General features: G+C 72.8%; 13 protein-coding genes. 8 read left to right on the top strand and 5 right to left on the bottom strand.

What is annotated here, in order from left to right:
- The first annotated feature begins 41 nt into the window (after nucleotides 1–41).
- A complete protein-coding gene (locus tag BLV96_RS43610; protein ID WP_086676850.1) occupies nucleotides 42–1238 on the top strand; it encodes an MFS transporter in 1197 nt (398 codons plus the stop codon).
- Nucleotides 1228–2178, top strand: coding sequence for a threonine ammonia-lyase (locus tag BLV96_RS43605; RefSeq protein ID WP_086676849.1), 951 nt, complete (start codon nucleotides 1228–1230; stop codon nucleotides 2176–2178). Before BLV96_RS43610 ends, BLV96_RS43605 begins: the two co-directional genes overlap by 11 nt.
- Here BLV96_RS43605 and BLV96_RS43600 read toward each other — a convergent pair.
- Entirely contained in the window at nucleotides 2168–2662 is a 495-nt protein-coding gene (locus BLV96_RS43600; RefSeq protein WP_086676848.1) for a hypothetical protein, read from the bottom strand. The genes BLV96_RS43605 and BLV96_RS43600 overlap by 11 nt on opposite strands.
- Before the next feature lie 104 nt (nucleotides 2663–2766).
- Between BLV96_RS43600 and BLV96_RS43595 the strand changes: the two genes are divergently transcribed.
- The 6 genes from BLV96_RS43595 to BLV96_RS43570 are packed head-to-tail and all read left to right on the top strand — an operon-like array spanning nucleotide 2767 to nucleotide 8074.
- Nucleotides 2767–3411 carry a helix-turn-helix domain-containing protein gene (locus tag BLV96_RS43595; RefSeq protein ID WP_086676847.1) on the top strand — a complete coding sequence of 215 codons (645 nt, stop codon included), beginning with the start codon at nucleotides 2767–2769 and terminating at the stop codon, nucleotides 3409–3411.
- A gap of 37 nt (nucleotides 3412–3448) precedes the next feature.
- A complete protein-coding gene (locus tag BLV96_RS43590) occupies nucleotides 3449–4594 on the top strand; it encodes an NAD(P)/FAD-dependent oxidoreductase (RefSeq protein WP_086676846.1) in 1146 nt (381 codons plus the stop codon).
- Nucleotides 4594–4845, top strand: a complete 252-nt coding sequence (locus tag BLV96_RS43585; protein ID WP_208608498.1) for a (2Fe-2S)-binding protein — start codon at nucleotides 4594–4596, stop codon at nucleotides 4843–4845. The genes BLV96_RS43590 and BLV96_RS43585 overlap by 1 nt, the downstream gene beginning before the upstream one ends.
- On the top strand, nucleotides 4842–6164 hold the full coding sequence (locus BLV96_RS43580) for an FAD/NAD(P)-dependent oxidoreductase (protein ID WP_086676844.1): 1323 nt from the start codon (nucleotides 4842–4844) through the stop codon (nucleotides 6162–6164). The genes BLV96_RS43585 and BLV96_RS43580 overlap by 4 nt, the downstream gene beginning before the upstream one ends.
- On the top strand, nucleotides 6161–7072 hold the full coding sequence (locus BLV96_RS43575; RefSeq protein ID WP_086676843.1) for a dihydrodipicolinate synthase family protein: 912 nt from the start codon (nucleotides 6161–6163) through the stop codon (nucleotides 7070–7072). Before BLV96_RS43580 ends, BLV96_RS43575 begins: the two co-directional genes overlap by 4 nt.
- Nucleotides 7073–8074, top strand: a complete 1002-nt coding sequence (locus BLV96_RS43570) for a proline racemase family protein (protein WP_086676842.1) — start codon at nucleotides 7073–7075, stop codon at nucleotides 8072–8074.
- Here BLV96_RS43570 and BLV96_RS43565 read toward each other — a convergent pair.
- The 4 genes from BLV96_RS43565 to BLV96_RS43550 form a co-directional block, all read right to left on the bottom strand.
- Nucleotides 8071–8421, bottom strand: coding sequence for a darcynin family protein (locus BLV96_RS43565; RefSeq protein ID WP_279627573.1), 351 nt, complete (start codon nucleotides 8419–8421; stop codon nucleotides 8071–8073). The two genes, BLV96_RS43570 and BLV96_RS43565, sit on opposite strands and share 4 nt — an antisense overlap.
- Complete coding sequence (locus BLV96_RS43560) at nucleotides 8418–9308, bottom strand: NAD-dependent epimerase/dehydratase family protein (RefSeq protein ID WP_086676841.1); 891 nt, start codon at nucleotides 9306–9308, stop codon at nucleotides 8418–8420. The genes BLV96_RS43565 and BLV96_RS43560 overlap by 4 nt, the downstream gene beginning before the upstream one ends.
- Nucleotides 9309–9403: 95 nt before the next feature.
- Entirely contained in the window at nucleotides 9404–11095 is a 1692-nt protein-coding gene (locus tag BLV96_RS43555; protein ID WP_425266218.1) for a glucuronyl esterase domain-containing protein, read from the bottom strand.
- Between the two features lie 124 nt (nucleotides 11096–11219).
- The coding region (locus BLV96_RS43550; RefSeq protein WP_091390330.1) for a family 2B encapsulin nanocompartment shell protein at nucleotides 11220–12197 on the bottom strand (978 nt) is incomplete at its 5' end.

Here is a 12197-nt window from a genome sequence, read left to right as displayed (position 1 = left end):
TGAATGATGCTACCGTTCAGGCTCTCGTGAAGGGTGGTTGCATGAGAAGTCTCCTGTGGGGCCGCGGCGTCTCCGCGCTCGGCGACGGCCTGTGGTTCACCATCTGGGCGCTCTACTTCACCCGGATCCTCGGGCTGCCGGTGGTGACGGTCGGCGCGGGCATGGCCGTGGCGAGCGCCGTGGGCATGGCCGCCGCGGTGCCGCTGGGCTCGTTCGCCGACCGCGCCGGCCCCCGGGCGGTGCTGGTGGCGGTGACGCTCGTGCGGGCCGCCGCGATGGCGGGCTACCTGGCGGTGGACGGCACGGTCTCGTTCCTGGCCGTGACCGTGCCCTTCACCGCGCTGGCCACCGGCGGGACGGCGATCCGGACGGCGCTGGTCACCGGCCTGGTCGCCGACCCCACGCGCCGGCTGCGCGTGCTGGCGCAGCAGCGCGTCGCCCAGCACGTCGGGTACGCCGCCGGCGCGGGCCTCGGGGCGCTCGTCCTGACCGCCGACGCACCCTGGGCGTACACGCTGGCCATCGTCGGCAACGTGCTGAGCTTCCTCGTCCTGGCCGGCTCGACGCTGCTGGTGCCCGCGCCGGCCGCGGCCACACAACGGCGGGAGGGCGCCCGCGCGGTCCTGCGCGACCGGCCGTACCTGTGCGTCGCCGGCGTGACGGCGGTGCTTTCCCTGTGCTGGGCGATGTTGTCTGCCGGGTTGCCGCTGTGGCTGTCCGGCTCGACGCGGCTGCCGCTGGGGCTCGGCGGCGTCGTGGTCGTGCTCAGCTCGGTGGGCATCGCGGTGTTCCAGGTGCCCTTCGCCCGCTTCGGCCGCACGGCGCGCCAGGCGGCCCGGACGGCGGTCGTGTCCGGGGTGGTGCTGGCCGCGAGCTGCCTGCTGCTGGCGACCACCGCCGGTGGTGGGGGAGCGGGCGCGGTGACGGTGGTCGTCCTGGCCGCGGTGCTGCACGTCGTGGGCGAACTGAGTTACGTGGCCGCGAACTGGGGACTGTCGGTGCGGCTCATGCGCGAGGAGGCGAAGGGGGCCTACCAAGGGGCGAGCGAAGCGGCCACGGCGACGGTCCAGATGGTCGGGCCCGGGGTGTTCACCCTCGCGGTCGGCGGCCTCGGCGCGCTGGGGTGGGTGCTGGTCGCCGCCGTGTTCCTGGTCGCCGTCGCGCCGATCCCGCGGCTGACCCGCTGGGCGCTCCGGACCCGGGAACCGGCGGCTATGCTCGCGGACCGTGCGTCTTGACCTCGACCGGATCCGGGCCGCCCGCCGGGTCATCGACCCGGTCTACCTCGACAGCCCGCTCTACCGCTGCGAACCCCTCGAACGCGCGCTCGGCTGCCGGATCGGTGTCAAGCTCGAAACCGCCAACCCGGTCCGCAGCTTCAAGGGCCGCGGCACCGAACTCGTCGTCCACGGTCTCGCCGAGCGCGGTGAGCGCGCCGCCGTGTGCGCCAGCGCCGGCAACCTCGGGCAAGCCCTCGCGCTGTCCGGACGGCCGCGCGGAATCGACGTCACCGTCGTGGCGTCGCGGTCCGCGCCCGCCGCGAAGCTCGACCGCATCCAGGCCTTCGGCGCCCGCTTGGAGCTGGTCGACGGCGACTTCGAGCTGGCCCGCTCCCACGCGGCGGAGCTCGCGAAGCAGCGGGGTGTCCGGCTCGTCGAGGACAGCCTGGACGTCGAAACCTGCGAAGGCGCGGCGACCATCGGCCTCGAACTGGCCGAGTCCGGCCCCTTCGACGCGGTCCTCATCGCCCTCGGCGGCGGCGCGCTCGCGACCGGGGTCGGGCACGTCCTGAAGTCCCTCGCGCCCGGTACCGAGGTGATCGCCATCCAGCCCGAGCGCGCGCCGGCGATGGCGCGGTCGTGGCGTGAACGCCGGGTCGTCACCACGGACTCGGCCGACACGATCGCCGACGGCGTCGCGGGCCGGTTCCCCATCCCGGAAGTGCTCGACGACCTGCTGCAGGTCGTCGACGACGCGGTCCTCGTGCGGGAGACGTCGATCATCGCCGGGATGCGGCTGTTCCTGGAGCAGGCGGGGCTGGTCGTCGAGCCGTCCGCGGCGCTCGGCCTGGCGGCGATCCTCGAAGACCGCGACCGCTTCGCCGGGCGGCACGTGGCGACCATCGTCTGCGGGAGCAACGTCGACCTGGCCGCCTACCGCGGCTGGCTCAGCGCTTGAGCAGGCCCTTGTCCCGCATGGCCGCCTGGAAAGCTTCGTTCTGCGCGGCGTCGAGCACGCTCGCCGGGAACGCCAGGGTGCCCTCGGACTCGGTCTTCAGCACCCAGAACCCCCGCACCAGCGCGGCGCTCTTGAAGGTCGGCCACAGCCGGCTGGTCGTCCGCCCCGGGGCTTCAGCCGCGTAGCCCGCGTCCGTCAGCTCGAGCCGGATGGTCCCGGGTTCGGTGAGGGGCCGCAGCGCCCGGGCGACGCGCCGCGCGTAGAAGACCGGCCAGCCGAGGCCGAGCAGGAGGACCACGACGCCGACGGCGAGCCCGACCGGGTCCACCCGCGCGCCCCGGAGGGCTTCGGCCAGCGCCAGGATCCCGAGCACCACGTAGATCCCGGCCGGCAGCCACCGGGCCAGCGGGCTGCGCGGGTGGCAGGCGCGGAACGACTGCCGGGCCAGTTCGGGCGTGTAGACGAACGACGACGAGATGTCCACGGAAACGTTCCCCCAAGGTGGTGATCGTGCGCGGTCATTCTGGCACGGCGGTCCGGCGTGGCATCATAGGCCGCGATCGGCGAACCGAACGGAGACCGGACTCGATGGACGCTTTACCGAACGCTGCGACCGAGCCGTCGATCCGGGACATGCTCGCCGTCAACCTCCGCGCCGCCCGGGCCGCCCGGGGCCTGTCGCTGTCCGAGCTGTCGCGGCGGTCGGGCATCGGCAAGGCGACCCTTTCGCAGCTGGAGGCGGGCACCGGCAACCCGACGATCGAGACCGTCTTCAGCCTGTCGCGCGCTCTCGAGGTCGCCATCTCCGACCTGCTCGACCACCGGCCGCGCGGTGGCTTGACCGTGGTGCGCGGCGCCGACGTCGAGGTGCTCCGCGGCGAGGGCGTCGATCTCCGGCCGCTGCGCCGGATCGAGGACGGGACCAGCGTTTTCGAGGTCTACGACCAGGTCGTCCGCGGCGACGCGCCGCAGCGGTCGCAGGGGCACGTCGGGGTCGAGCACACCGTCGTGCAGACCGGCGAGCTGCGGGTCGAGGTGGCGGGGCGGACCGTCGACCTCGGGCCAGGCGACTACGTCGCCTTCGACGCCCGCGAGCCGCACAGCTACACGGCGCTGACGGCCCCCGTGCACTCGGTGCTGCTGCTGCAGTACCGCGACGGCGAGAAGCTCGACGGCCGGCCGCACCCGCTGACACCGTTGCCGCCGTTGACACCCCCGGCCCCGGCGACCTAACCTCCGATCGTTCGCTTTACCGAACACCGGAGGGTCGATGAACCGAACGCGGGTGGTGGTGATCGGGGCCGGCGTCGTCGGGGCGGCGTGCGCCCGGGAGCTGAGCCTCGCCGGGTTCGACGTCCTGGTCGTCGACCGCGGCGCGCCCGCCGGCGGCACCACCTCGCACGGCGAAGGCAACCTCCTCGTCTCGGACAAGGGCCCGGGCGCGGAGCTGCGGCTCGCGCAGCTGTCGGCGCGGCTGTGGCCGGAGATCGCGGCCGAACTCGGCGAGGCCTGCGAGTTCGACCCCAAGGGCGGCATCGTCGTGGCCACCACGGAAGCCGGCGCTGCCGCGCTGACGGCGTTCGCGGCGGCCCAGGCCTCGGCGGGGGTGCGCGTCGAACCGCTGTCCACAGTGGACCTTTTCGCGGCGGAGCCGTTGCTGACCCGCACCGTGACGGCGGCGGTCCGCTACCCGGAGGACGCCCAGGTCCAGCCGGCCGGCGCGACGCTCGCCCTGCTCGGCTCAGCCATCGCGCACGGCGCGCGCCTGCGTCCCGACACCGAGGTCATCGGCGCGGTCGTGGCCGGCGGCCGGATCACCGGGATCCGGGTCCCCGGCGAGGTCATCGAGGCGGACATCGTCGTCAACGCGGCCGGCCCGTGGGCGGGCGAGGTCTCGGCGCGCCTGGGTGCGCCGATCGCGGTCCGGCCCCGGCGCGGCGAGGTGCTGGTGACCACGCCGATGCCCGGGGCGATCCGGCACAAGGTGTACGACGCCGACTACGTGGGCGCGGTCGGCTCGGGCGACGGCGAGCTGCAGACGTCGGCGGTGGTCGAGTCGACGCGCGGCGGCACGGTGCTGATCGGCTCGTCACGCCGCCGCGTGGGGTTCGACGACAGAATCGTGCCGTCGGTCCTGAGCGCCATCGCGGCCACGGCGCTGCGGCTGTTCCCGTCGCTGGCGGACGCCGCGGTGATGCGCGCGTACGGGGGGTTCCGGCCCTATGTGGACGATCACCTCCCGGTCCTCGGCGAAGACCCGAGGCTCGCGAACCTGTGGCACGCGACGGGCCACGAAGGCGCGGGCATCGGGCTGAGCGTCGGCACGGCCCGGCTGGTGCGCGAGTTGGTGACGGGTTCGGCGTTGTCGATGCCGGTGGAGGAGTTCACGGTGGACCGCCCGGCGGTGGTGGCGTGATCGAGATCAGCGTCGACGGCGAGCCGATCGCCGGCACCGCGGGGCAGACGGTGGCCGGGATCCTGCTGGCGTCCGGGCGCACGTCGTGGCGCACAACGCGGTCGGGCGCGCCGCGCGGGGTGTTCTGCGGGATCGGAGCGTGCTTCGACTGCGTGGTGACGGTGAACGGGGTGCCGGACGTGCGCGCGTGCCGCCGCCGAGCCGCCGACGGGGACGAGATCCGCACCCAGTCCCGGCAGGAGGAGACGTGACCCGGGTGATGATCATCGGCGCCGGCCCCGCGGGACTGGCGGCCGCCGAGCACGCACTGAGGGCGGGGGCCGAGGTCACGGTGGTGGACCAGTCGGACGTGCCGGGCGGGCAATACCACCGGAAGTTCCACGCGGACCCGCACGGTTTCGGGGAAGTGCTGGACCGCTGCGAGTGGTGGCCGGAAAGCGCGGTGTGGGCGATCGAAGCCACCGCAGCGGCGGGTGATGGCGCTGTCGAGCCACCACCCACCCTCCGCATCCACGTCCTGCGCGGCCCAGCCGATGGCTCCGCCAGGCAACGCGTCACCCTCGAACCCGATGCCCTCGTCCTCGCCACCGGCGCACACGATCGGGTCCTCCCGTTTCCCGGCTGGCAGCTGCCCGGCGTCTACACCGCCGGCGCCGCCCAAGCCCTCGCCAAGGGCGAACACGTCGCCGTCGGCAAGCGCGTTCTCGTCGCCGGTGCCGGACCCTTCCTCCTCCCGGTCGCCGAATCGCTGCTGGCCGTCGGGGCCGAGGTGCTCGCCGTCCTCGAAGCCAACACCGCCGCGACCGTCCTCAACGGCTGGTCCGGCCGAGTCCACCTCGGCAAAGCCGCCGAACTCGTCCGCTACGCCGCCACCCTCGCCCGCCACCGCGTCCCCTACCGCTTCGGCCGCGTGGTCGTCGAAGCGCGCGGAGACGACCGGGTCCGCGAGGTCGTCACCGCCCGGGTCCGCGCCGACTGGTCGGTCGTCCCCGGCACCGAACGCACCCACTCCGTCGACGCCGTCTGCGTCGGGCACGGCTTCGTGCCGCAACCCGAGCTGGCCGTCGCGGCCGGCTGCCTGCTCGACGACGGCTTCGTCCGCATCGACGAAACCCAGCGCACCAGCGTCGCCAACGTCTTCGCCGCCGGGGAGATCACCGGCATCGGCGGAGTGGACGCCGCCCGCGCGGAAGGCGCGATCGCCGGCTGCGTCGCCGCCGGCGGCACGCCCGGTCGCGACCTGCTCCGGGAACGCGACCGCACCCGGGCGTTCGCGCACCGGTTGAAAGCCGCCCACCCGATCGGACGCAACTGGTCCGGCTGGCTCCGCGACGACACGATCGTCTGCCGCTGCGAGGAAACCACCTACGGCCGCCTGAAAGAAGCCGCCGCCGACACGCCCGGTCCGCATGCGTTCAAGCTCGGCACCCGCGCCGGCCTCGGGCCGTGCCAGGGCCGGATGTGCGGTCCGACCGTCGCCGAGCTCTGCGGCGGCGCCGAACGCCACCACCGACCCATCGCCCAGCCGATCCGCCTGGGCGAGCTCGCCGCACCCGAAGGAGACTCATGAGCACCCGCGATCTCGGCGGCGTGGTCGTCGCCGCCGCGCTGCCGTACAAAACGGACGACGCCGCCCCCGCCGGGCTGGCCGTCGACTACGACGCCTACGCCGAACACTGCCGGTGGCTGGTCGAAAACGGCTGCCGCGGGGTCGGCCCGAACGGCTCCCTCGGCGAGTACTCCTCGCTCACCGACGACGAACGCCGCCGCGTCGCGCGCACCGCGATCGATGCCGTCGCCGACGACGGGATCGTCGTCGTCGGCGTCCACGGACCCGGTGCGCACCAGGCCAGGTACTGGGCCGAGGCGGCGGCCGAAGACGGCGCGCACGGCGTGCTCTGCCTCCCGCCGACGCTCTACCGCGCCAACCGCGGCGAGGTCATCGCCCACTTCGAAGCCGTCGCTTCGGTCGGCCTGCCGGTGATGGTCTACAACAACCCCTTCGACACGAAGGTCGACCTCACGCCCGACCTCCTCGCCGAGATCGCGCGGATCGACAACGTCGTCGCCGTCAAGGAGTTCTCCGGCGACGTCCGGCGCGTGCTGGAGATCCGCGAACGGGCGCCGGAGCTCGCCGTGATCAGCGGCGCCGACGACGTCGTCGTGGAAAGCCTGCTGATGGGCGCCACCGGCTGGTTCGCCGGGTTCCCCAACGTGTTCCCGGCCGAGTCGGCGCGCCTGTTCGAGCTGGCCACGGCGGGCAAGCTCGACGAGGCCCGCGCGCTGTACGAGCCTTTGGTGGCCGCGTTCCGCTGGGACTCGCGCACCGAGTTCGTCCAGGCCATCAAGCTCGGGATGGACCTGGTGGGCCGCTACGGCGGGCCGTGCCGACCTCCGCGCGGGCCGCTTTCCGACGTCCACCGCGAGCAGGTCCGCGCCGACATGGGCCGGGCGCTGGCCGCGCTGGGGGTGGCGTAGATGCGGTCCGCACGCGCGATCACGGCGGTCGACTCGCACACCGAGGGCATGCCGACCCGGGTGGTGACCGGCGGCGTCGGCCCGATCCCCGGGGCCACGATGGCCGAGCGCCGCCGGTACTTCATGGCGCACCTCGACCACCTCCGGCAGTTCCTGATGCACGAGCCGCGCGGGCACTCGGCGATGAGCGGCGCGATCCTGCAGCCGCCGTGCCGCGACGACGCCGACTGGGGTGTCGTGTACATCGAAGTGTCCGGCTGCCTGCCGATGTGCGGCCACGGCACGATCGGCGTCGCGACGGTGCTGGTCGAGACGGGCATGGTCGAGGTGACCGAGCCGACGACCGTCGTGCGCCTGGACACCCCGGCCGGGCTCGTGCACGCGGAGGTGACGGTCCGCGACGGGCGCGCCGAACGGGTCAAGCTGCGGAACGTGGCGTCGTTCCTCGCCGAGCGGGACGCCGTCGTCGACGTGCCCGGCCTCGGCGAGGTCCGCTACGACCTGGCCTACGGCGGCAACTTCTACGCCATCCTCGAACTGTCCCGAGTGGACATCCCCTTCGAACGGTCCGAAAAGGACCGGATCCTGGCGGCCGGCCTGGACATCATGGGCGCGATCAACGAGCAGCGGCCGCCGAAGCACCCGGCCGACCCGCTGATCGACGGCTGCAAGCACGTCCAGTTCCTCGCGCCCGGCTCGGACGCGCGGAAGTCGCAGAATGCGATGGCCATCCACCCGGGCTGGTTCGACCGCTCGCCGTGCGGCACGGGCACGTCCGCCCGGATGGCCCAGCTGCACGCCCGGGGCGAGCTGCCGCTGCACACGCCGTTCGAGAACAGCTCGTTCATCGGCACGACGTTCACCGGCGAGCTGGTGGGCGAGACGGAGGTGGGCGGCGTGCCGGCGGTGATCCCCGAGTTCTCCGGCCGGGCGTGGATCACCGGGACCGCAACCTACCTGCTCGATCCCGATGACCCCTTCCCGACGGGCTTCGTGCTCTAGGAGGTGATGCTGGCGACCGCGTCGACGCCGTAGTTCCGGGCGTACCCGTTCTCGACGCCGACGAGGATCTCGGCGACCTCGAACCAGCGGTCCCAGAACGGCGTTTCGCGCAGGGCGTCGACGAGGAGCTGGTACGCCTCGTGGTCGGCGGCCTCCCACACCCAGACGTCGGTCACCCGCGCCGAGTAGAACTCGGTGTCGTAGAAGCGCGATCGGACGCCCTTCGTCTTCGCTTCGATCACCGGGACGATCCGGGTGCGGAACGCCTCGATCCGCTGCTCGACCGTCATGGCCAGCCATTCGGGGGTGGTCTTCACCAGCATGAACGCGGTCACCGTCGCCTTCACGCGTACGCACCCGCTTCGATGTCCTCGACCAGCGTCGGCCCGGACGGCGTCCAGCCGAGCAGTTCGCGGGTGGCCGTGCTCGACGCGGACATGTCCGTCGCGAAGAACCGGCCGACGAACCCGAAGTGCTCCGCCGCGTCCTCCGGCGCGATCGACGCCACGGGGAGGTCGAGCGTGCGGCCGATCGCCTCGGCGATCTCGCGGGTCGTCACGGCCTCCTCGGCGACCGCGTGCAGGCGCGACCCCGCCGGGGCGGCCTCGAGACCGAGCCGGACGAGCCGGGCCGCGGCCGGCCGGTGGACCGCCGACCAGGCCGCCGTGCCGTCGCCGACGTACGCGGACACGCCGTGCCGGCGGGCCGCCGCGGTGATGGCCGCGAGGAACCCGTGGTCGCCGGCGCCGTGCACCGACGGCGCGAAGCGGACGCTGACCACCCGGACACGCTTCTCGACGTACTCGAGGGCGAGGTTTTCGCCGCCGCCGCGCATCGAGTCCGGGCCGACCGCGGGGGAGACGTCGGTTTCGAGCGCGGGCCGGCCGCGGACCAGGCCGGCCAGCGCGCCGGCGAGCAGGAACGGCCGGTCGGTGCCCGCGAGCGCGCCGGCCAGGGTCTCGATGGCGGCCCGCTCGGTCCGGTTGTTCTCCGCGGGGTTCGCCCAGTCGTGCTTGTTGCCCAGGTGGACGACGGCGTGGGCGTCGATCGCGCCGTCGCGGAGACCGTCGAGGTCGTCGAGGTCGCCGCGGCGGACCCGGGCGCCCGTCTTGGCGAGCGCGAGGGCCGCGGTGTCCGAACGGGCGAGGCCGGTGACCTCGTGCCCGGCGCCGAGCAGTTCGCCGACGACGGCGGTGCCGATCCACCCCGTCGCTCCGGTGACGAACACGTGCATGGTGCTGCTCCTTCTTCGGGGAACTCCTTGTCCCGTCCGAAGTTAGGAGCCGCGGCGACACTCGCGCCACGCAACTTTGGCAATTGACAATTGCGTCAAACGCAAGTCACGGTCGTCCCGGTCCCGGTCCCGGTCCCGGTCCCGGTCCCGGTCCCGGTCCCGGTCCCGGTCCCGGTCCCGGTCCCGGTCCCGGTCCCGGTGCCGGTGCCGGTGCCGGTGCCGGTGCCGGTGCCGGTTCCCGTGCCCTGGTAGCCGAACTCCGTCGACTGGCCGGCGGCCACGGACCCGTTGAACCCGACGTTCGTGAACCGGACCGTGCCGGTGTCGCCGCTGCGCCCGGCGTTCCACGCCGACGTGACCGCCGCGCCCGCGGGCAGGACCGCGGTGACCGTCCAGCCGGTGATCGCGGTGGCTCCGGCCGTGACGCGGACCGTCGTCACGAACCCGCCCGTCCACTGGTTCACCGACACCGAAGCCGTGCAGGTGCCTGCCGGCGGCGGCGTGGTCGGCGTGGTGGGCGTGGTCGGCGTGGTGGGGGTCGTCGGGGTGGTCGTGCCCGGGCCGTCGGTGAGGACCGGCGTCGTCCAGTCGCGCCATTCGGCCAGGTTCCCGGCCTTCCTGCCCGAGATCCGGAACGTGCCGGCCGCGCTGCCGGTCTTCAGCAGGAACTTCTGGATGTTCTGCTGCAGCGGCGTCCGCCATTCGGGTCGCGACGCGCAGTGCGTGCCGTCCTGGACGTCGGACCAGTAGCTGATGTTGTCGCCCGCCCCGAGTGCTTTGTAGACCTCGGCGCCGGCCAGGGCCGCGACGCTGCCGGAGCGCGCGCCCAGCCAGTCGATGTGCGGGTTCTCCATGACGAACAGCCCGCGCGGCGCCACCATCGCGACCAGCTCGTGGGTGTCCACCGGCAGCGCGGCCGGGTTGCCGGTGTACGCGCTGAAGGCGTCGCCGAACCAGGGCTGCTCGCCGTAGGCGTTGCTCAGCGGCTGGGAGCCGCTTTCGCCCGGGATCCCGCGCAGGATCGGAACGCCGGCGGTGCCCGATTCGATCGGCATGGTGAGCGCGATCCGCTGGTCGAGCGCGCCGATCGCGAAGGCGCTCTTCCCGTAGCGCGAGCACCCGGTGACCCCCAGGGCATCGGGTTTGAGGAACCGCCCACCGGACTGCTCGACGACGTCGATGAGCCGGCTCACGCCCCACGCCCACGCGGCCAGCAGCCCGGTGCTGCTGGAGGCGCCGTAAATGCCGTAGAAGGCGCCTTGCTTGTTGGTGCGGGGCGTGCCTTCCTTGCCGACCGCGAGCGGGTCATAGCTGATGACGGCCGCGCCGGACGCTTTGATCGTGGCGGTGTCCGCGCCGAATCCGCCCACGACGAAGACGGCCGGGAACGGCCCGGTGCCGCTCGGCAGGTCGACACCCGCGGAAAAGCTCGCGCTGCGGCCGTTTTCGGTCACGTTCACGGTGATCCCGGTGGCCGACACGGTTCCCGTGACACTCGCCGGTTTCGCCGGCTTCGTGCCGTAGATGGTCCGCTCGATGAGCTTCTTGATCTCCTCCCGCCGGCACCGCCAGTCGGATCGGCTGGTGATGCGCGTGCCATCGATTCTCTTGAAGGGATCGGGAAGTTTGGCGGTGGAGGGCCACGAGCCGGGCACGGAGACTGCGCAGTCGGCGCCGTCGTCTTCGACCGCGGCGGCGGCGCCGGACGCCATGGTGACCACCCCGGCGAGCGCGAGCAACGTGACGGCCGCCAGGACGACGGCCGAACGGATCCGTGAACCGCGCACCGGGTGCTCCTTCCGGAAGGGAATTGTCTTCCGGAAAAACGGTAGGTCCGTTTCGTTGGAGCAGTCAATATGGCGGCTGCACCCGAAACTTTCGAATTCGAGGCAATTTCGAAAGTTTCGGGAATCAGGATCCCGTCTCGACGTGGTCCAGTACGCCGAGGGCGTCCGGCACCAGCACGGCGGCCGAGTGGTAGGCGCTGACGAGGTACGACGTCACCGCGCGGTCGCTGATGCCCATGAACCGGACGTTGAGTCCGGGCTGGTACTGGTCGGGAAGCTCCTTCGGGCGCAGGCCGATGACGCCGGCGTCGTCTTCGCCGGTGCGCATGGCGAGGATCGACGTGGTGCCGGTGTCGGTGATCGGGATCTTGTCGCAGGGCAGGATCGGCACCCCGCGCCAGGCCATGACGCGTTTGCCGTCGAGGAGGGTCGTGTCGGGGTAGACCCGGGTCCGCGTGCACTCACGTCCGAACGCGGCGATCGCGCGCGGGTGGGCGAGGAAGAACTTCGTCTTGCGGCGCCGGCAGAGCAGGTCGTCCAGGTCCAACGGTGTGGGCGGCCCGGACCGGGTGGTGAGCCGGTGTTTGAGGTCGGCGTTGTGCAGGAGCCCGAAGTCGGTGTTGTTGACCAGCTCGTGTTCTTGCCGTTCCCGCAACGCTTCCACGGTCAGCCGAAGCTGTTGTTCGAGCTGGTTCATGGGGTTGTTGTAAAGGTCGGCGACGCGGTTGTGGACGCGCAGCACGGTTTGCGCGACGGCCAGTTCGTATTCCCGCGGTGCCGGGTCGTAGTCGACGTACGTGCCGGACAGGATCGGTTCGCCGTCGTGGCCGGCGGACAGGTCGATGCTGGCTTCGCCCTTGCCGTTCTGCGGTTTGCGCGGCCGGCCGATCGCTTCGGCGACGTGGGCGCGCAGGGACTCGGACCGGCCGTTCAGGCGGGCGTAGGCGGCCGCGGGCAGGACGAGCGCGATGACGTGCGTGGCCGCGCGGGCGGTGAAGCGCCAGGTGGCGTCGTCGCGGGCGAGGAGTTCGGCGCCGAAGTGGTCGCCGTCGGTGACGGTGCCGAGGTGGGTTTCGTCGCCGTATTCGCCGCGGCCGTGCTG

This window comes from Amycolatopsis pretoriensis (genome assembly GCF_900107925.1).
GTDB lineage: Bacteria > Actinomycetota > Actinomycetes > Mycobacteriales > Pseudonocardiaceae > Amycolatopsis > Amycolatopsis pretoriensis.
The sequence above is the reverse complement of the archived record's forward strand: the minus strand, read 5'-3'. Positions and strand labels throughout refer to the sequence as shown.